This is a genomic window from Reichenbachiella sp. 5M10 (assembly GCF_002742335.1).
Classification (GTDB): domain Bacteria; phylum Bacteroidota; class Bacteroidia; order Cytophagales; family Cyclobacteriaceae; genus Reichenbachiella.
This window is the reverse complement of the sequence record NZ_MDGR01000007.1, coordinates 2,040,090-2,059,816: the sequence shown is the minus strand read 5'-3', so window position 1 is coordinate 2,059,816 and position 19,727 is coordinate 2,040,090. Positions and strand designations below refer to the sequence as shown.

Genomic DNA, 19,727 nt, shown 5'->3' with positions numbered 1-19,727 from the left:
AGAATTAGGATAACACACCCATCATATAAATTATTACCCGATGAAAATTGCATTAATAGGAGTAGGAAACTTAGGATTGTCGATTGCACAAGGACTCGTAGACCAAACCAATTTTGACATAGAGCAACTGGTACTGACCAAAAGGAATGTCTCTAATCTCGATGGTTGGAAAAAGCATCCTCATGTACTGGTGACTCCATCCAATATTGATGCAGTGAGGGCTTCGGATATCATCATTCTGTGTGTGCAACCGAGTCAGATCAATACAATCCTAAATGAAATAAAGGATGAACTAGACGAGAAGAGACATGTATTGATCTCAACGATCACAGGCCGCAAGATCAGTGAGATTGCCGAAATTGTCGGCAACAAAGTGGCGATCATTCGTAGTATGCCGAACACTGCGATCTCAGTAGGAGAATCGATGACCTGCCTCTCTACCAACGGAACAGGCAAGGCTAAGATCGGTTTGGCAGAGGAGATTTTCAATGCAATGGGTGAGACACTGGTCATTGATGAGAACAAGATGCAGGCTGCTACGGTGGTGTGTGCGAGTGGGATTGCGTTTTGGATGCGACTGATCAGAGCTACGACGCAGGGAGCCATTCAACTTGGGTTTGATGCACCAGAGGCCAAGCATATGGCGACTCAAGCGTGTATGGGTGCAGCGACGCTTCTCCTCGAATCAGGTAATCATCCAGAAGAAGAAATAGATAAAGTGACGACTCCACAGGGCTGTACCATCTCAGGGTTGAACGAAATGGAGCACGAAGGACTTAGCTCTGCATTGATCAAAGGATTGATGAAATCCTACGAAAAGATATCTCAAATCATGACCGAAAAATAACAATGAAAAATTACAAGGTTTATCCTTTGTTCGATATCACCATCGAAAGAGGAGAGGGGAATTATGTGTACGATACGGATGGTGAAAAATACCTTGACTTCTATGGTGGTCATGCGGTCATCTCAATAGGGCACTCTCATCCTACTTACGTGAAAGCACTGACAGAGCAGGTGAGTAAGATTGGATTCTATTCCAACTCTGTAGTGATACCACAGCAAGAAGAATTGAGCGAAAAGCTCGGTAAGTTGAGTGGCTATGAGGATTACAATCTCTTCCTCTGCAATTCAGGTGCAGAGGCCAATGAGAATGCCTTGAAACTGGCTTCATTCCAAAACGGAAGAAGAAAGATTGTTGCCTTCAAAAATGGATTTCATGGACGTACGTCACTCGCTGTAGCAGCTACTGACAACCCCAAGATTCAAGCCGCAGTTAACTTTACAGACAATATCCAATTGTTTGAACTAGGAGACTTGGAAGGGGTCAAAGATGCTTTGGCTGCCAAGGATGTGGCTTGCGTGATCATCGAAGGCATTCAAGGAATTGGAGGAATCAATGATCCAGGGGCTGAGTTTTTAGAAGGCCTCCAAGAAGCATGCCATGCGACAGGTACTGTATTTATACTAGACGAGGTGCAGTCAGGTTATGGGCGTACGGGTAAGTTCTTTGCACACCAATATGCAAATATCCAACCAGATATTATCACCATCGCCAAAGGTATGGGAAACGGTTTTCCGATAGGTGGAGTGATCATTACTCCTGATTTTGAAGCGGCTTTTGGTCAGTTGGGTACAACGTTCGGTGGCAATCATTTGGCATGTGCGGCGGGCAATGCTGTACTGGACGTGATCAAAGATGAAGATTTGATGCGCAATAGTACAGAGATAGGGAAGTACATCCTCTCTGAACTCGAAGGAGTGAGTGCGATCAAATCGGTTCGTGGCAAAGGATTGTTACTTGGTTTGGTGTTTGATGAGCCTGTCAAGGAATTAAGAGGCGAATTGTTGAAAAAATATAAGATATTTACGGGTGCAGCTACAGACCCGAAGGTGTTGCGATTGTTGCCACCGATGACGGTGACCAAGGCTGACGCAGATATTTTAATCAATGCAATAAAAGAATTAGTATGACAAACTTTTGCTCGATCGATGATGTAGATGATCCCGTTGGGTGGATCCAAAGTGCAGTAGAGTTAAAGAAAAAAATAGAGCGAGATGGCCCGTTCGCTAAGAGTGGGAAATCAGTGTGCCTTTTGTTTTTCAATCCAAGTCTGAGGACGAGGTTGAGTATGCAAAAGGCATCTTTCAATTTGGGGATAGAGTCTTTTATCTTCAACCTCAATACCGAAGGCTGGCAATTGGAGTTCGGCGATGGAGTCGTGATGAACGGCAATACGAGCGAGCACATTATCGAGGCAGCAGGAGTGATGAGTAGTTATTTTGATGCGATTGGTATCAGAGCCTTTGCTTCTTTGACCAATAAGCAGGAAGACTATCAAGAGAAAATATTGAGTCAGTTCGTCAAGCACTGCTCGGTACCCGTGATCAACATGGAGTCAGCCACTTCTCATCCGTTGCAGTCGTTTGCAGACATGATCACGATCGAAGAATACAAGAAAGTCGATAAGCCTAGAGTCGTATTGTCATGGGCACCACACCCCAAAGCATTGCCTCAGGCTGTAGCCAATTCGTTTCTCAACTGGAGCAATCGAATGGATTATGAATTGGTCGTGACACATCCCAAAGGCTATGAGTTGGAAGCTGGAATCGTAGGGAATGCAACCGTAGAGTATGATCAAAACAAGGCCTTTGAAGGAGCCGATTTTATCTATGCGAAGAACTGGTCGGCTTTCAAGGATGAGGTCTATGGACAGGTTGTTTCTCAAGATCCTACATGGACGATCACACCCGAAAAAATGGCGTTGACCAATGCGGCTAAGTTCATGCACTGTCTGCCGATACGTCGCAATGTTATCGCGACAGACGGTGTGTTGGATCACGACAGTTCGATCGTGATTGCACAGGCTAATCATCGTATCACATCCGCACAAGCCGTGCTTCAGAAATTGCTCAATATCAAATAATCAAATACAGAATGGAGTCTTTGACAGTTGTCAAAATAGGAGGAAAAGTCATCAACGAAGAGGCTGAGTTGGATATCTTTTTGAAGAAGTTCGCAGCACTCAAGGGCAATAAAATACTGGTACATGGGGGAGGGAATATCGCCTCTGTCGTGCAAAACAAAATGGGTATACCGCCCAAAATGGTCGAAGGGAGACGCATCACTGATGCAGACGCTATCGATATCGTGACGATGGTCTTTAGTGGCCTCAACAAAAAGATTGTTGCCAAGCTACAGTCAGCTGGGATTCAGTCTCTTGGCGTGTCTGGGGCGGATGGAAACCTCATTCGGTCTCGCAAGAGAAGTGTTACCACCATTGATTATGGTTATGTAGGTGATGTAGAAGAAGTTAATGCTTCTTTTTTGAAGTCTTTGTTTGACTTGGGGATGGTTCCAGTAGTCTGTGCATTGACGCATGACAATCAAGGTCAATTGCTCAACACCAATGCGGATACAATCGCTTCTGAACTGGCTCGCGGCATAGCAGATCACTATCAAGTGGATTTAGTCTACTGTTTTGAGCAGCCAGGGGTATTGAGTGACTTTGAGAACAAAGTAGTGATTCCTGAGATTACTCCTGAGGGTTATGTCAAATACAAGGAAGAAGGTGTGGTTGTCGATGGGATGATTCCTAAACTCGACAATGCTTTTGATGCGATCAATGCGGGCGTTGATACGGTGAAAATATGTCATTTCGAAGCACTAGACAAAGTGCAATCTGTGGATTATCCTGGTACGACATTATGCTTGAAATAGACGCATCATATCACAGGTATACTCGAGAGGCAGTGGCACTATTGGCGGCTATGATAGAGACGCAGTCTTTTAGTCGCGAGGAAGAAAATGTAGCCCGAGTGGTTCGAACATTCTTGGAAGAAAAAGGAGTAGAGGTACAGCAACAGGGAAATAATATTTGGGCGCTATCCAAGTATTTTTCTGATGAGAAACCCACGATACTTTTGAACTCCCACATCGATACGGTCAAACCTGCCAAGACTTATACATTGGACCCATTCAAAGCGCAGATCATTGATGGCAAGTTGCACGGTCTAGGGAGTAATGATGCAGGCGGTCCATTGGTCTCGTTGATTTTGACCTTTCTGCATTTCCATGCACAAGAAAACTTGCCCTACAACCTGATTCTAGCAGCGACAGCCGAGGAAGAAGTGTCAGGAGCCAACGGCGTAGCATCGCTGTTGCCAGTTTTAGGCAAAATCGATTTGGCTATAGTAGGCGAACCGACACTCATGGATATGGCGATTGCCGAGAAGGGATTGATCGTCATCGACTGTGAGGCCAAAGGAGTGAGTGGTCATGCAGCACGTGATGAGGGTGTCAATGCCATCTACAAGGCGCTGACCGAAATAGAGAAATTGCAGAACTATCAGTTCGAGAAAGAATCGGACTACCTCGGACCGATCAAGAAGACTGTCACGTTGATCGAAGCAGGTACACAACACAACGTCGTGCCAGACTCATGCAAGTTCGTTCTAGATGTGCGTACTACAGACGCCTACTCCAACCAAGAGGTTGTAGAAATATTGGCGCGTGAGATCGACGTGGAGTTCAAGCCTCGGTCGCTGCGACTCAACTCATCGGGTATATCGAATACGCATCCTATTGTGCTGCGAGGGGATCACTTAGGAATGAAAAAATATGGATCACCAACCATGTCAGACCAAGCCCTAATGCCTTTTGATTCCATCAAGATTGGCCCAGGTGATTCGGCAAGGTCGCATACGGCAGATGAGTTCATCTACGTCGATGAGATCGAAAAAGGAATACAGCTTTACATCCAATTGTTGGATGGGCTGGAGATATAGTTTGAAGGGGTTAGACTAATAAAAGTGCTTTGTAAAGTCTCTGGGATTTGTTGAGAGGATGATATTTAAGCATAGTGACAAAAAATACATTTAATGAGTGTGTTTCAATATTTGATAATAGGACTCAGGTCAATAAGAAAAAGCAATACAACATGAAACTTTGGGACAAAGGCAATACAGAGGTGTCTAAGGACATAGAAAACTACACCGTCGGACGAGACAGAGAACTGGATTTGTTGTTGGCTCGCTTTGACGTATATGGCTCGATGGCGCATACGACGATGCTAGAGAGTATCGACCTGCTGACGTCAGCAGAGCTGACCGAGGTACACCGTGAACTCAAAGTGATTTTGGGCATCATCGAAGCAGGTGATTTTGTCATCGAGGATGGTATAGAAGACGTTCACTCACAAGTGGAACTGATGCTGACCCGAAAGCTAGGAGATACAGGCAAGAAGATCCACAGTGGTCGCTCGCGCAATGACCAAGTTTTGGTTGATCTCCGTTTGTTTATCCGTGATGAGATCAAAACCATTGCTGATTTGGTGACGGAACTCTTCATAACACTCAATGACCTCAGCAAACAGCACAAGGACGTGCTGATACCAGGTTATACGCATTTGCAGGTGGCTATGCCTTCATCTTTTGGGTTGTGGTTTGGCGCTTATGCCGAGAGTCTGACCGATGATATGCATCTTTTGCAGGCGGCCTACAAGGTAACCAACCAAAACCCGCTAGGTTCAGGGGCAGGCTACGGGTCTTCATTTCCACTCGATAGACAGATGACGACCGACTTACTAGGGTTTGATGATCTTAGTTACAATGTCGTCTATGCGCAGATGAGTCGTGGCAAGGTGGAGAAAACAGTGGCATTCGCCATGAACAGCATCGCGTCAACCTTGGCACGAATGAGCATGGATATCTGTCTGTATAACTCTCAGAATTTTGGATTTCTAGAGTTGCCCGCAGAGATGACGACTGGGTCTAGTATCATGCCGCACAAGAAGAACCCGGATGTCTTTGAGCTCATCCGCGCAAAAATGAACAAGCTGCAGTCGCTTAGCACTGAGATCAGTTTGATCACTACCAATCTACCTTCTGGTTATCATAGAGATATGCAGACGATCAAGGAGACTTTTTTGCCTGCTTTCTATGAACTGAAATCTACTCTAGAGATAGCCATCTTTGCGATGAAGAACATCAAGGTCAAAGACGGTATCATTCAAGATGAGAAGTACAAGGATCTATTCAGTGTAGAGGAAGTCAATCGACAAGTACTGCAAGGTGTACCATTTAGAGATGCGTATATCCAAGTGGGTCAAGCGATCCAAGAGGGGTCTGACAAGCTTTCTAAGGAAGTGAAACATACGCATCTTGGTAGTATCGGGGATCCTGCCAATGATCAAGTTGAAGCGAAGCTAAAGACTGTTTTGGCAGGATTTGGTTTTGATAAAGCAGAGGATGCCATTCACAAATTGATGAAGTAATTATGTATCAGGGGGGCATTTGAGAAGGTTGTAGTGCGCCCCGGATAGGGTTTCAGTATATGGTTTATTCTGAGGTTTTTTGTTATGATGTTTGTATTCAGGTAGTTACGCGTGTTTTTCTTTGGTTTTTAGACCGTTGTTTGTTATCTTCTACATTCACTCTAAATCCCAAAGTCATGGTAAAAAGTTATCGTGGTGTGCAAATGGAGAAACCTGTAGCCACCGAAACCCAGAGAATATCCGTCCGCGACTATATGTCGACGAGACTCATTACCTTTCATCCCGATCAGTCTATCATGGAAGTGGTGGATAAATTGTTGTCCAATCGTATATCAGGTGCACCTGTGGTCAATACCATGGGAGAATTGGTAGGTGTGATTTCCGAAGGTGATTGCCTCAAGGAAGTAGTCAAAGGAAAGTACCACAATCTACCCATACTAGGCGGCAAGGTTGCTGATCATATGGCTACTAATGTCATGCGTATACACCCGGATACCAATGTGTTTGAGGCAGCTAAGATGTTTTTGGAGCTGAAGATCAGGAGGTTTCCAGTACAAGACGATCATGGTCGGTTGATTGGACAGATCAGCCAAAAAGATGTGATGCGTGCAGTCAAGAATTTGAAAAGTGAAAATTGGCATTGATGCCAAGAATTTACTGCTCGCTGGTAGGGGGAGTGTGATCAGGCTTTTCGTCATGAGGTGACTTGATATGCCAGTGTTCTTCTTCGTCATGCAGGTGTATTTTCTTGGCTTGAAAGCCAAAAATGAATAGTGCCAGAAGTCCCCAGCCAATCGCAAATAATTCGATGTGTCCCATGATGTAGGTCCTTTGCCAATATGTATACAAAATCGTACCAAAAAGCAGGTAGTCAGTGATTTAAGCTAAAAAACATGCTAGAAGACCTTTTATAGTACAACTTATTTTGTTTTTCTTCCATGCCACTTGAGTGGTTGTTTGTATAGTCTGGATTCAACATTTTTACATGTATGGATATTGTTAGATTGTTGAAGACTGTAAGTCTTGTGTCATTGGTGTTTTCTGGTTTTTTTGTACTGGATTGGGTTTTGCCTTTGGTGACAAGTGAGGCACAGGTGATTTCTACTCATAGACCGCTCAGCTATACACCACGGTCTAGAAGTTTGTCCAAAGAGGAAGTGATTATAGATACAACGAAAGGTAGAATTAAAGTATTTCCTTACCATTTGGATGCAATTCATGCCGGCGATTCGGTGGTTATCTCCCAATCATTTTTGTGCAGAATTGGAAAGAAGATTTACTTGAAGAGGCAGGGTGTTCTGGCAGAGACGAGTAATTTCATGTACTCTTGGTTTTCATTTTTACCTGTGATACTTATCTTTTCTTCGGTCTTGACTTTACGTGCCAAGGAGGATGAAACCATTCAGAACTTTGGAGCAGCCACTTTAGTCATTGTCTTGTTTGCCTTGTACATTGTAGTCAAGGATTACTTTCGTTGATGGTTCAGTAAAGTTGGTGGGCATACTCAGGCAAAAAGGCTAGGCTTACAGAGAACCCGTTGCAACTCTCAATGTCAGTTATCGAGAGACATGCTTTCGATCATTTCTTCAGTTCGTGGTAATGGGATTTGTCATCTCCACAAGTAGGGCAGAGATAGTTGATTGGCAATTTCTCAAACGGTGTGCCTGGAGCGATGTCTTGAGACTCATCCCCATATGACTCATCATAGATTGTGAGACAGCTTTCGCATTGGAAGTTTATGGAGGTGCCAGTAGTCGCACTAGAGGTGTCGGTTGGCTTTTTGTTGTCCATTGGGATTTCTTCCAGTTGCTCGTAGTACAAGTGACTGAGCTCGATCAACAGCGCGGGCAAGATTTCTTGAGGGACATTTTCGACGTATGTCTGGTACTCACCAGAGTTCGGGTTGAAGTCTGTCGAGTATTGGATGTTGTAGGTTCTCTCTGACTTGCTGACCTTCTCATCAAACTCGATAACCACCGAAGTGAATAGGTGAATGTCGTCGTTGGGTTTGATGCTGAAAGTCAAACCAGAGGTGCTGATATCCTGCTGGTCCAACGCTCGTACGAGGTAGTTTTTGAGTTCGAGACAATCCTCGTGGAGTACGGGTAAGTGCCAGTTGAGCTCTAGTGAAGAGTGTCTCAGGTTCATGCCTGATTTTCCCATGAGTTTGTCCCAACCGATGAGGTGTTTTTCTTGTATGCCTTGTACAATGAAAGACTTCCAAGGTGTAAGGCTCACACGGCCCACATTGGTGTCGATGCATCGCTGACAAATGTCAGCCAGTATATTGATGGAAAATTTATTATTCCTCCAATAGAGACCAAGCCAATAGCTACCCCCAGGCTCTCTGTTGAGACCTTCGTAATAGGGGAAGTTGGATTTTGGATATTGTAACTCCTCAAGGGGGTTTTGTTTGGTAAGGTCGAGGCGATCAATGGCTTCAAAGATCTCTTGTGTAGAGACGTTGTCTTCGACGACATTCATCTTGTCTATGAGTGAGATGACCTTATGCAATTCATAGCCGTAGATGATTTTGGAGTAGGCGACAGGTTTGTTGTCTTGGTTCTTGAAACGCAAATATAGATACCAATAGTTGTCCTGTTTAGAAGCAATGAAATTGATGTTGCCAGTAAATAGTGGTACGATACTTTGTAGTGGATCGACGATGTTTACCCGGTATTTAGGTTTGACCTCTATACTGTCCAAGATGTGATGAAATACATGAGGAACCAGCCAAACCCGGTGTGGCATTACGTCTAGAGCTACGTATGAACTGAGAATGTTTTGGTGGGTAAACTCATTGATTTGATAATCCGTTTGAATTGCTGCAAATGTCTCATCGAGCACCGCTTTGCTTTTCTCTTTGACAGGAAAAAGTATGTCTTGTCTAGACCCTAAATGGATGTAGTCACTTCCTAACTGATGTGCTGTTTTGATGATTTTAAAAAAATCACCGGTTGACAATATCCCCCCTTTGACAAATACTCTGACAAGATCCTTTTTCTTCATTCCTATTACCTATTCAATGTTTTCTTCACAAGTATAAAGTATTTCATTATGTCATTCTGAACGAAGTGAATTCTTTTTTGAGGACACAAAACGGCATATTCACTTCGAACAGATTTTGACAATTTCTTTATGCTTCCACGCTTTCGGGTATGTTTTGATTTTGATGTGCTTTGAGCATTTGCTGAATCTCACCTTTGCAACTGCCGCATCCTAGTCCAGCACCTGTTGCTTGACATATATCGATGAGTGTGTTGCAGCCTGCATCTAGCGCATTTTGGAGGTTGCCTTGACCTACGTTGTTGCAAGAGCAGACCAATTGGCCAATCATTGGTTCCCCTGCATCACCAGAGCGGAGTAGCTCTTTGCGTTTGTCGGAGAGTTCGACGTTGTTTTCGATGAGTTCTTTGAATTCCGCAAATTCTGATTTGTCCCCCATTAAGATTGCTCCGATCAACTTGTCGTTGTGTATGATGCATTTCTTGTAGTATTTCTGAGACTTGTCAATGAAAAGTATCTCCTCGAAATCCTTCATGCTCGGTGGAGGATCGGGCATACCAATCGAGCAGAGGTCTAGATCAGGGAACTTGAGAATATTCATAGGTACAGTACCTTGATAGAGGGCAGTTAGGTTTCCCGCAATGTGTCTCGCCGAGATGTCTGCCATGTCTTCTGCTGCGGCGGTGGTACCATTGAGCATGCGTTTGAACTCTGCAATCTCTCCGATGGCATAGATCGAAGGGTCGGAGGTCTGTAAGTAGTCGTTCACCAATATACCTCTTCCACATTCTAAGCCAATCTCTCGAGCCATTTCCGAATTGGGACGTGTACCGATGGCGTATACTACCGCATTGCAGTGAAGAGTTTTACCACTTTTGAGATCGGTCTCTACTCGTTTTTCTTTTTCAAACGATCGAATGGCTTGTACCTCGTCGTTGGTGTACACGTTGATGCCCATGTCCTCCATAAGGTTACGTAGAAGGGTACTGGCCATACTGTCTAGTTGCCGCTCCATGAGACGGTTGGAAAGTTGGATGATGGATACTTCTACGTCGATTTCGCGCAAGGCAGAAGCGAGTTCTAGGCCAAGCAATCCACCGCCGACGATGACCACATGCCCTTGGTTGCCGGTGAACTCTTTGAGCGCGTCGGCACTGGTACGATCACGCATAGTGAATAAACCAGGCTTGTCCATGGGGATGTTGGGAGGTACAAAAGCACGTGATCCCGTTGCTAATATCAAAATGTCATAGTCATGCTCAGTCCCAAACTGATCCACTACGGTTTTGTCTTCTCGGTTGATTTTGTCTATGCTACATGAGATGTGCAGGTTGACGTTGAGTTCCTCGAATTCTCCATACTTGAATTTGAGCAGATCTTCCCAGTTTTTGTGTTGGTTGACATACTCTGGGAGCAACACCCGGTTGTAGAATGGGTATTTCTCTTTGGAGAAGACATGGATTTCGTCTTGCTCGTTGAAAGATCGATAAGAATTGATAAAACGATAAGCTGCAGCTCCAGCACCTACGATGACTATTTTTTGATTCGGTTTTACGTATTTCTCTACTTGTACAGCGGAGTATTTGAATCCAGGTTGTTTGGATATAGGGTCAAACGCTTTGTTGGTTAGGTTGTTGGCACGTCCAAAACTGTCATTCAATATTTTCCCCCAGTGCATTGGCAAGAATACGACACCTTCTTTGATTTTCTCCGTGAGGGTAGCAGTGACTTTGACTTCACCTCGGCTTCCTTTGACTACTACAGGAGTGCCTTCTGTTAGCCCTCTTTTCTTTGCGTCATTTGGGTGGATTTCGAGGTAAGGCTTGGCGATGTGTTTGTTGAGCTTACTGACTTTTCCTGTACGGGTCATAGTGTGCCACTGATCCCTAATACGTCCTGTCGTCAGTACGAGTGGAAAATCATCTGAGAGCATGTCTGCTTCGTTGGAGACGCCAGTGGTGAGTATCTGAGCTCTCTTGTTTGGGGTGTAAAATACCTTGTCCTCAAATAACCTTGCAGTACCAAGGTGGTTGGTAGAGGGGACAGGCCATTGTAATGTCCCTTCGTTTTTCAAGCGATCATAGCTCAAGCCTGAAATATCGATGTTGGTGCCTTTGGTCAAGGCACAGTGCTCGTTGTATATGGCTTCTAAATTTTCGAAATCAAACCCTGCATAGCCCATTTTTTTCGCAAATCGCAATAGGATTTCACTATCGGGAAGTGCTTCTCCCGGAGCATCGACTACTTTGGGTAGGTAAGAAATACGTCGCTCTGAGTTGGTCATGGTACCCTCTTTTTCTAGCCACCCCGCTGCGGGCAATACTAAATCGGCGTACTTGACTGTGTCAGATCTACTAGAGATGTCCTGTACGATGACGAACTTGGCCTTTTTCATGGCGCGATCGACGAGTGTAGCATCGGGCATACTCACCGATGGGTTGGTGCAGATAATCCATATGGCTTTGAGCTGCCCTGAATCAAGGGCGTCAAACATCTGCGTAGCGGTCAATCCTGGCTTGTCGGGGACAGATTCCACTCCCCAAAAGTCCGCTACCTCCTGTCTGTCTTCTGCACTGCCTTGCTTGCGGTGTGCTGCTAGGAGAGAGGCCATACCACCTACCTCACGGCCTCCCATGGCATTGGGTTGACCTGTCAGTGAGAATGGTCCCGACCCAGGTTTACCAATGTGTCCTGTGATGAGGTTGAGATTGATGAGTGCAAGATTGTTGTTGACACCTTGGGTGCTTTGATTGAGGCCCATGGTCCATAGCGATAGATATCCTTTAGCTTCTGCTATATATTGAGCTGCTTGTTTGATATCCTCTACGGGTACATCACATGTTTTAGAGGCGTCTTCGAGACTCGTACTTAATACTTCCTCTTTGTAGGCTTCATACCCGTCCGCGTGGTTTTGGATGAAGTCCAAGTCAATGTTGCCTGTTTCGATAAGCACTCTGCCGATCGCTTGGAGTAGCGTGATGTCTGTCCCAGGACGGAGCTGCAGGTGTAGATCTGCTAGTGCACAGGAGTCAGTGACTCGTGGGTCTATGACGATGATTTTGGTTTCAGGATTTTTTTCTTTGTGTTGCTCGATGCGTCTAAATAGGATAGGATGGCACCATGCTGGGTTGGCTCCCGCGATGAGGAAAGTGTCGGCTATCTCGATGTCTTCGTATGAGATCGGTACGGAGTCTTCTCCGAGTGTTTTGACATAGCCCATGACAGCCGAACTCATGCAGAGGCGTGAATTAGTGTCTACGTTGTTGGTGCCGATATATCCTTTGGTCAGTTTGTTGACCAGGTAGTATTCTTCGGTAAGGCATTGTCCAGAGACGTAAAATCCTACCGAATCTGGGCCGTGTTTTTCTATGAATGTCTTGAATACTGCTGCTGCACGATTGATGGCTGTGTCCCAAGTTACTTTTTGCAAAGGGTGGTTCTTGGACCATCTCATCTGAGGGTGCAGCAGTCTGTCGGTTTGATCCTGAACTACGTAGTTCAGGTTTCTTCCCTTCGAACACAGCATTCCCCTGTTGACAGGATGGTCCTCGATACCTTCGAGTTCTATTTTACCTTTCTTGTTTATACTTACTTCAATACCACAACCGACTCCACAATATGAACAAGTAGTATTCGCTTTTGTGATATTTCTGCTGTTGAAAGTAGAACTCATATGAATTTGAATAAGTAATATGCTGATACAGTAAGCAGGTTGGAATTTGACCAACCTTATACGTACAAATATAGTCTAATACATTAAATAAATAAGTATTGATACGTATAAAATATGTTAGTAACTACGTAATTAGTATGTCAAATGACATAAAAAAACCACTGTTTTTGTGCAGTGGTTTGAATGTAGTGTTTGTTGAAGCAGGGGCTACTGTGTAATGTAAGGTTCCGCGTCTATTTTTCTCAAGAGCTCCGTGATGTTGGTGACTCCTAATTTTTTCATGATATTGAATCGATGAGTCTCTACTGTACGGACACTCTTACTGAGTTTGTCCGCAATTTCTTTGTTGCTATTTCCTTCGTATACGAGCTGTAATATTTGCTTTTCACGTTTTGTGATATGGTAGTCATGTTCGATGGTGTTGCGCGAATTGGTGCTGACTGGTTTGCCGTCTTTGATGTTGAGGTAGGAGTTGACTAGTATGTTGGAGATGTCTCCACTAAAATACTTTTGTCCCTCAATCACTGCATGCAATGCTTTGGAAAACTCCTCTTTGGTTGTGTCTTTGAGTAAGTATCCTGAGGCTCCACTTTCGATGGATTTGATGATGTATTCTTCGTCATCGTGCATAGAAAGGATGAGTGCTTTGGTGTTGGGAGCAAATTCCTTCAGTTTGGCCGTAGCCTCGATCCCTGTCATGATAGGCATACGAATATCTGATATGAGAATATCAGGCTGTAGAAGTCGTGCTTTTTCCAAGGCTTCCTCTCCATTTGACGCTTCGGCTATTACTTCTACATCACCGTTGCTCTCCAACAGAATCTTGATTCCGTTTCTGACGATGATGTGATCGTCTGCTAATATTACTTTAATCTTACTCATAGGTGGCTCATGTTAAAGGCAATATGATGATGACATTTGTGCCCTTTCCAATTTTTGTATCTATTTCAAATTTTGCATTGATGTATGCAGCTCTTTCTTTCATGTTGAATATACCATGACCAGAGGCTCCAAAATGACCAATGTTTTCAAGTTTTTGCATGTCAAAGCCTTTTCCATTGTCTTTGATTTCGATGTGCAACTGATTGATTGAGTGACTCAATGAAATCTCTATTTGATTGGCTTTGGCATACTTGATGCCGTTGTTGACTGCTTCTTGTATAATACGGTAAAGGTTGGTTTCAGTGTTTCTGTCAAGTCGGTTGATGAATCCAGTTTTGTTCACGAAAGTCACTTGAGTCTCCGTCAATGATGTTGTTTCTTGACTGATTTTTTTCAGAGCAGGAACAATACCGAAATCTACCAAGCTACTAGGAGCTAGGTTGAATGAAACTCTACGTACTTCTTTGATGATGCTTTTGAGCAGATGCTTTGAATCACTCATCCGTTGTCTCATGTGTGGAGAACTGGATGGGACAATGCCTTCAAGGTTAAGTTTGAGTCCAGTGAGTAGTTGACCTATGCCGTCATGAATCTCTTGCGCGATCCTTTTTCGCTCTTCTTCTTGCCCTTCTAGAATCAGAGCAGATCGGTACTGTTGTTCTTTGACTCGCTTGTCAACTAGCTCATGATTTATCTCTCTCGAACGTTGTCTTGCTTCGTTGATTTCTGTGACGTCTCTGCCAATAGCGACCAAGCCGTAGTGTGTTTTCTCCTTGTTGAGAGGGAGAGGTTGAATCACCAAATCCAACCAAACGAAATCACCTTCTCCATTGCTGACTTTAAGTTCTCCATTCCATGGTTTTTTGGTCAAAACTAAACTGCGCAGCTGCTCGATGAAATCGTCCTTGTATGACTCCTCTGCCAACCAGTCGTACATATTCTTATGAAATGTACCTTCGTAAAGTAGGACGTCTTTGAGTCGCTCTGTGGTCTGGGTGATGTCTCCATTAAGATCTGCTTTGAACAAAATTGTAAGCTCTTCGGGGATGTGGTTGATGGCCTCCAAGTCTTGATAAGACCTACCCAATTCGTCGTACAGTTTCGATACTTGAGACGCCATGGTTTTGGCGTCTCCTTCAGACTTGATCAATTCCGAATAGGACGCGTAAATTTTTTGATAACGAGGAAATAAAATCACGAAAAATATGAACGCGATCAGGAGTATGATCAATACGATGAATACTACCTCTTGATCAATAAGTCCCCTTTTTTCTTGGCTAAAACTCAGGATATAGTACTGCCCTAACAGGATGGCCGTGACCACACCGATGAAAGAACCTAGGCCTGAATAGCCCAGCTGGCGTAATGTTTTTGTACTTCTCAATGACAAATCGTATAAAGTGCAATATTAGGTGAAATTACGCAGCTTACTGCGAAAATCCTACGTAAACGTACCCGTCTTCGATTTTGACGGGGTAGGTAGCTAAGTCGCATTCGCTTCCATTCAGATTTTTTCCGGATTTGAGCGAAAAAGTCTTTTTGTGGAAAGGGCAAGCTACCTTTGGTTCTTCGCCTTCGGACCCCAGCATGCCTCGCGACAAAATCATCTGTTGTTTGTGTGGACAGAGGTTTTGACTAGCATACCATTCTGATCTTCTAGAGAAGTTGAAGATGGCTACTTGCAAACCTTTGTATTCTATGGCCGCACCTCCGTTGTCTGGGAATGCATCCATTTCTGCGGCTTTGTACCACACTTTTACTTCACTTTCCTTTACTGTCTTGTATTCTGTTATTAATTCCGTCATGTCTATTTCGCTTAAACGTTCCATTCCACTGGTTTCTTCTGGCCTCTCATGTCTTCGAATTTCATGGTAGGATCTGGAATATTGGTATTCACAAAATGTGTAAATCTTTTTCTTAATTCAGGGTTGTTGACCACTTCCTTCCACTCGCACTTGTACGTGTCTACCATGAAATCCATTTCTCTTTCGAGATCTGCAGCTATTCCAAGTGAATCATTGACCACCACGTCGATGAGATAGTCCATTCCACCTTCTAGTTTATTGAGCCACGTGGCTGTTCGGTTGAGTGGTTCGGCAGTTTTGATGTAAAACATCAAAAATCTATCGATGTATTTGAGACACGTCTCCGAGTCGATGTCTCCTGCTAGCAGTTGTGCGTGTTGTGGGTTCGAGCCACCGTTTCCACATACGTAGAGATTCCAACCTACCTCTGTTGCTATGATGCCAAAGTCTTTGCTTTGTGCTTCGGCACATTCTCTTCTACATCCAGAGACGGCACTCTTGAGTTTGTGAGGAGAGCGTAACCCTCTATATCGCTCCTCTACTTCGATAGAGAAGGATACCGAGTCGTGCAAACCGTATCTACACCATGTAGAACCTACACAGCTTTTGACTGTACGCAGGGATTTTCCGTAGGCATGTCCACTTTCGAAACCTGCATCGATGAGTTCTTCCCAAATGTCGGGGAGTTGGTGAATCTGTGCACCGAAGAGATCAATTCGTTGACCGCCCGTGATTTTGGTATAGAGGTCATATTTTTTGGCTACTTGACCGATGACGATCAACTTGTCCGGAGTGATTTCTCCTCCAGGTATTCTTGGGACGACAGAGTACGAACCACCCTTTTGAATGTTAGCGAGGTATTTGTCATTGGTGTCTTGGATGGCGTCCTTTCCTTTGTCCAGAATCATCTCATTCCAGGTGCTGGCGAGGATAGAGGCCACCAAAGGACGACATGTTTCGCATCCATCTCCTGAACCGTGCGCATCGAGCAATTCGTCATAATCCTGTATTTTCTTGATTTTGATAATGTCCAGTAGTTCTTGTCTGGAGTAGTCAAAGTGCTCACAAATGACATTTTTGACGGTTTTCCCCATCTTCGCCAATTGCTCGTTGAAGATATCTTTGACGATCGGATTGCATGCACCACAGCCGGTACCTGCCTTGGTGCATGTTTTGACTTGCTCGACATTGTCAAATTCATTGTCAATCACGGCTTGGCATATGTCCCCTTTGGTGACGTTTTCACACGAACAGATCTGCGCCGTGTCTGGCAATTCCATTTTCGTTTCTTCACCACCACGACTTCCCAAGATGAGATCTTCTGGATTAGGAGGGAGGGCCATGCCGTTGAGTGTGACCTGGAGCAGCATGCCGTAGGCTTCTGCATCACCGACTAGGATACCACCTAGCAGAGTTTTGCCATCTGGCGAAATATTGATTCGCTTGTAGATGCCCGCGTGTTTGTCTTCGAATACGATAGGTTTATGACTTTCGTTTTCACAAAGCGCATCTCCAAAACTCGCTACATCTACTCCGATCAATTTGAGCTTGGTAGACATGTCATAGCTCTCAAAAAGCTTCTCTTCACCACGGACCAGTTGGTTGACTACTACATCAGCCATCTCATATCCTGGCGCGACGAGTCCGTATATGAAGTTTTTGTGTAAAGCACATTCACCAATCGCAAATATCTCCGTGTCGTCTGTTTGCATCAGATCGTTCACTACGATTCCTCCTCTTTGTCCTACAGCCAGGCCACATTGAGTAGCCAACTCGTCTCTCGGTTTGATACCTGCAGAGATGACGAGCATGTCAACATCGAGCTCAGAGTCATCGGCGAATTCCATTCCTTCGATTTTCCCTTCGCCAGCGATGTTGCTAGTGTTTTTGTTTAGGTGCAATTTGATCCCTAATTCTTCCATTTTAGTCATTAGGGCATCCGAACCTGCATTGTCCAATTGTCTCGGCATCAGACGTGGTGCAAATTCAATTACATGAGTTTCTTGTTTGAGGTCGATCATGGCTTTGGCTGCCTCTAGTCCCAAAAGTCCTCCACCCAGTACGGCTGACTTTTTGGTTTTTTTGCTGTATTCGATGATAGCGTCGAGATCTTCGATCGTGCGATAGACAAATACACCTTCCTTTTCTACACCTTTGATAGGAGGAACAAATGCACTGGACCCAGTGGCCAAGACAAGTTTGTCGTAGGGGAGCTCCGTGCCAGTGTGGGAAACTACTTTTTTGCTGGAGCGATCGATGGCAGTGATCATTTCTCCAGAGATGAGCCGGATGTCATTTTCTTCGTACCACGATCGAGGAGCCATCTCTAGGTGCTCTACTGATGGGTTGGTGAAGTATTCGCTCAAGTGGACTCGATCGTAGGCCGGGTGTGGCTCTTCGCCGAAGACAGTGATTTCAAACTGCTCTTTTCCTGCTTTGGCTCGTAGCTTTTCACAAAACTTATAGCCTACCATTCCATTTCCGATTACAATTATTTTCTCCATATTCTTATTTGGTTACGTAAAACTACGTATTAAATAGATGTATACGAACAAAACTACGTACTATATGTTGAAAAAACTACATAAACTACGTAATAATATTAGTAAAAAATCTGATGAATGACAGGAATGGGTATATATACGGAAGATCTATTAGACTGTCAATCGACTTCAAATAGATATGTTGACCTCAGGTAGTCCTATTTGTTCATGCTTCAGTATTTAGACAGGTAGTACTTAGTTTTGATGAGGTTTATCCTCGCCTGCCAGAAGAGTAGTGTTCCAACAATGTTGTGCTATATGTGTTTGTTCGGGAAGTATCCAAGTTTAACTTTGTGTCATGCACAGTAAACTAGAAAAAATTTTCGCGCAAATAGACGCAATCAATCGTCAAGATCCCAACAAAGAAGTGGTGGAAGGGGACGCGGTCCCGAAGGAGTGGATATATGGTCAGCGAATGACACAAATGTTGGAGGAGTTTGAGGGAGAGGCAAGTGTGGAATTGCAAATTGCGGCACGTGGACAGCATGTCAAAAGATGGCATATCCCGCGCTCTGAGTACCCAATGGATCGCAAAGGTTACCTCAAGTGGCGTACCATGCTCAAGATATATCATGGAGAGGTGTTGTCAGGAATCATGCAAAATGAAGGGTTTGAACCCGATTCGATAGATAAAGTAGTAGAGTTGGTCAACAAAAAGAAATTGAAAACAGATCAAGAGTCCAAGGATTTGGAGGATGTGGTTTGTTTGGTTTTTCTTCAATACTATTTTCATGATTTTGCGGCGAAGCATGACGAAGATAAAATCATTGATATCGTGCAAAAAACATGGGCCAAGATGACTGAGAAAGGGCACAACCGTGCATTGCAGTTGGAATATTTGCCAGAAGATCTTGCTTTGATCCAGAAGGCACTTGCTTAAAATATACCTGCGGAGTACATCGTGAGTCATGACATACTCCGCAAAAATGCAGCAAATAATTGTGACTATTCGATTGCGGCGGGATTGTACAAACAAAAAAGCCCATGAGATCGAAAAAATTACAAGCCGAAAGCATCAATACGGGTTCGATGGCAGACATTGCTTTCCTGTTACTTATTTTCTTTTTGGTCAGCACGACCATCCTTCAAGAAAAGGGATTGATGCTCAAATTGCCTCCAGATGTAGAAGATCCCACTACAGTCAAAATCAAGGACCGAAATGTGTTTAATATAAGGGTCAATTCTAAAAATCAATTTCTGATTGAAAACGAAGTACGGACTGATTTGACTGGATTACAATCCGAGTTGGTTGAATTCATTCTCAACAAAAAGCACAACGATCGGCTGTCAGAGTCCCCCAAGGATGCAGTAGTGTCTATCAAAACGGATCGGGGGACAGATTACAAGATGTTTATTGCGCTGCTCGATGAAGTCAAAGAGTCCTACTATACCATATATGGTGAGCGTGTGGGGATGAGTGCCGCTGAGTACCGCAAACTGGATCAGTCAGTCGCCGAACAGCGTATTTTGCACGAGAGAGGGAAGGCCAATATCCCGATGAATATATCCATTGCAGAGCCAGATGCGCTCAATCAATAAGACT

The 19,727-nt window shown here is 44.2% G+C and carries 17 protein-coding genes; 10 read left to right on the top strand and 7 right to left on the bottom strand.

Features of this window, described 5'->3' with window-relative positions:
• The first annotated feature begins 40 nt into the window (after positions 1–40).
• The 7 genes from proC (at position 41) to BFP72_RS08240 (ending at position 6,919) form a co-directional block, all read left to right on the top strand.
• Positions 41–847 (top strand): pyrroline-5-carboxylate reductase, encoded by an 807-nt coding sequence (gene proC / locus BFP72_RS08270; RefSeq protein WP_099598687.1) that lies wholly within the window; start codon positions 41–43, stop codon positions 845–847.
• Between the two features lie 2 nt (positions 848–849).
• Entirely contained in the window at positions 850–1,974 is a 1,125-nt protein-coding gene (locus BFP72_RS08265; protein WP_099598686.1) for an aspartate aminotransferase family protein, read from the top strand.
• A complete protein-coding gene (locus BFP72_RS08260) occupies positions 1,971–2,927 on the top strand; it encodes an N-acetylornithine carbamoyltransferase (RefSeq protein WP_099598685.1) in 957 nt (318 codons plus the stop codon). The genes BFP72_RS08265 and BFP72_RS08260 overlap by 4 nt, the downstream gene beginning before the upstream one ends.
• Before the next feature lie 11 nt (positions 2,928–2,938).
• Positions 2,939–3,721: an acetylglutamate kinase gene (argB, locus tag BFP72_RS08255; RefSeq protein WP_099598684.1), complete on the top strand. Its 783-nt coding sequence runs from the start codon at positions 2,939–2,941 to the stop codon at positions 3,719–3,721.
• On the top strand, positions 3,709–4,788 hold the full coding sequence (locus tag BFP72_RS08250) for a M20 family metallo-hydrolase (protein ID WP_099598683.1): 1,080 nt from the start codon (positions 3,709–3,711) through the stop codon (positions 4,786–4,788). Before argB ends, BFP72_RS08250 begins: the two co-directional genes overlap by 13 nt.
• A gap of 152 nt (positions 4,789–4,940) precedes the next feature.
• Entirely contained in the window at positions 4,941–6,275 is a 1,335-nt protein-coding gene (argH, locus tag BFP72_RS08245) for an argininosuccinate lyase (protein WP_099598682.1), read from the top strand.
• A gap of 176 nt (positions 6,276–6,451) precedes the next feature.
• Positions 6,452–6,919 (top strand): CBS domain-containing protein, encoded by a 468-nt coding sequence (locus BFP72_RS08240; RefSeq protein WP_099598681.1) that lies wholly within the window; start codon positions 6,452–6,454, stop codon positions 6,917–6,919.
• A 10-nt stretch (positions 6,920–6,929) separates the two neighbouring features.
• Here the strand turns inward: BFP72_RS08240 and BFP72_RS19175 are convergent, their stop codons facing one another.
• Positions 6,930–7,094, bottom strand: coding sequence for a hypothetical protein (locus tag BFP72_RS19175; protein WP_158233341.1), 165 nt, complete (start codon positions 7,092–7,094; stop codon positions 6,930–6,932).
• A gap of 170 nt (positions 7,095–7,264) precedes the next feature.
• On the opposite strand from BFP72_RS19175, the gene BFP72_RS08235 reads away from it, so the two are divergent.
• Complete coding sequence (locus BFP72_RS08235) at positions 7,265–7,753, top strand: hypothetical protein (RefSeq protein ID WP_099598680.1); 489 nt, start codon at positions 7,265–7,267, stop codon at positions 7,751–7,753.
• 100 nt (positions 7,754–7,853) lie between these two features.
• Here the strand turns inward: BFP72_RS08235 and BFP72_RS08230 are convergent, their stop codons facing one another.
• The 6 genes from BFP72_RS08230 to nirB all read right to left on the bottom strand — a co-directional run bounded on the left by BFP72_RS08230 (position 7,854) and on the right by nirB (position 18,145).
• Positions 7,854–9,284 carry a rubredoxin domain-containing protein gene (locus BFP72_RS08230; RefSeq protein WP_099598679.1) on the bottom strand — a complete coding sequence of 477 codons (1,431 nt, stop codon included), beginning with the start codon at positions 9,282–9,284 and terminating at the stop codon, positions 7,854–7,856.
• Between the two features lie 127 nt (positions 9,285–9,411).
• Complete coding sequence (locus tag BFP72_RS08225; RefSeq protein WP_099598678.1) at positions 9,412–12,954, bottom strand: nitrate reductase; 3,543 nt, start codon at positions 12,952–12,954, stop codon at positions 9,412–9,414.
• A 207-nt stretch (positions 12,955–13,161) separates the two neighbouring features.
• Complete coding sequence (locus tag BFP72_RS08220) at positions 13,162–13,836, bottom strand: response regulator transcription factor (protein ID WP_099598677.1); 675 nt, start codon at positions 13,834–13,836, stop codon at positions 13,162–13,164.
• A gap of 7 nt (positions 13,837–13,843) precedes the next feature.
• A complete protein-coding gene (locus BFP72_RS08215) occupies positions 13,844–15,220 on the bottom strand; it encodes a sensor histidine kinase (protein ID WP_099598676.1) in 1,377 nt (458 codons plus the stop codon).
• Positions 15,221–15,263: 43 nt separating this feature from the next.
• Positions 15,264–15,641: a nitrite reductase small subunit NirD gene (nirD, locus tag BFP72_RS08210; RefSeq protein WP_099600729.1), complete on the bottom strand. Its 378-nt coding sequence runs from the start codon at positions 15,639–15,641 to the stop codon at positions 15,264–15,266.
• An 11-nt stretch (positions 15,642–15,652) separates the two neighbouring features.
• Entirely contained in the window at positions 15,653–18,145 is a 2,493-nt protein-coding gene (nirB, locus tag BFP72_RS08205) for a nitrite reductase large subunit NirB (protein ID WP_099598675.1), read from the bottom strand.
• Between the two features lie 337 nt (positions 18,146–18,482).
• On the opposite strand from nirB, the gene BFP72_RS08200 reads away from it, so the two are divergent.
• Together BFP72_RS08200 and BFP72_RS08195 are read left to right on the top strand one after the other, a co-directional pair.
• A complete protein-coding gene (locus tag BFP72_RS08200) occupies positions 18,483–19,064 on the top strand; it encodes a DUF4202 domain-containing protein (protein WP_099598674.1) in 582 nt (193 codons plus the stop codon).
• 104 nt (positions 19,065–19,168) lie between these two features.
• Positions 19,169–19,723: a biopolymer transporter ExbD gene (locus BFP72_RS08195; protein ID WP_099598673.1), complete on the top strand. Its 555-nt coding sequence runs from the start codon at positions 19,169–19,171 to the stop codon at positions 19,721–19,723.
• Positions 19,724–19,727 lie beyond the last annotated feature (4 nt).

Bases quoted from the DNA above. Each gene is read 5' to 3' on its own strand.
- proC (WP_099598687.1), top strand. From the start codon at position 41: ATGAAAATTGCATTAATAGGAGTAGGAAACTTAGGATTGTCGATTGCA.
- BFP72_RS08265 (WP_099598686.1), top strand. From the start codon at position 850: ATGAAAAATTACAAGGTTTATCCTTTGTTCGATATCACCATCGAAAGA.
- BFP72_RS08260 (WP_099598685.1), top strand. From the start codon at position 1,971: ATGACAAACTTTTGCTCGATCGATGATGTAGATGATCCCGTTGGGTGG.
- argB (WP_099598684.1), top strand. From the start codon at position 2,939: ATGGAGTCTTTGACAGTTGTCAAAATAGGAGGAAAAGTCATCAACGAA.
- BFP72_RS08250 (WP_099598683.1), top strand. From the start codon at position 3,709: ATGCTTGAAATAGACGCATCATATCACAGGTATACTCGAGAGGCAGTG.
- argH (WP_099598682.1), top strand. From the start codon at position 4,941: ATGAAACTTTGGGACAAAGGCAATACAGAGGTGTCTAAGGACATAGAA.
- BFP72_RS08240 (WP_099598681.1), top strand. From the start codon at position 6,452: ATGGTAAAAAGTTATCGTGGTGTGCAAATGGAGAAACCTGTAGCCACC.
- BFP72_RS19175 (WP_158233341.1), bottom strand. From the start codon at position 7,094: ATGGGACACATCGAATTATTTGCGATTGGCTGGGGACTTCTGGCACTA.
- BFP72_RS08235 (WP_099598680.1), top strand. From the start codon at position 7,265: ATGGATATTGTTAGATTGTTGAAGACTGTAAGTCTTGTGTCATTGGTG.
- BFP72_RS08230 (WP_099598679.1), bottom strand. From the start codon at position 9,284: ATGAAGAAAAAGGATCTTGTCAGAGTATTTGTCAAAGGGGGGATATTG.
- BFP72_RS08225 (WP_099598678.1), bottom strand. From the start codon at position 12,954: ATGAGTTCTACTTTCAACAGCAGAAATATCACAAAAGCGAATACTACT.
- BFP72_RS08220 (WP_099598677.1), bottom strand. From the start codon at position 13,836: ATGAGTAAGATTAAAGTAATATTAGCAGACGATCACATCATCGTCAGA.
- nirD (WP_099600729.1), bottom strand. From the start codon at position 15,641: ATGACGGAATTAATAACAGAATACAAGACAGTAAAGGAAAGTGAAGTA.
- nirB (WP_099598675.1), bottom strand. From the start codon at position 18,145: ATGGAGAAAATAATTGTAATCGGAAATGGAATGGTAGGCTATAAGTTT.
- BFP72_RS08200 (WP_099598674.1), top strand. From the start codon at position 18,483: ATGCACAGTAAACTAGAAAAAATTTTCGCGCAAATAGACGCAATCAAT.
- BFP72_RS08195 (WP_099598673.1), top strand. From the start codon at position 19,169: ATGAGATCGAAAAAATTACAAGCCGAAAGCATCAATACGGGTTCGATG.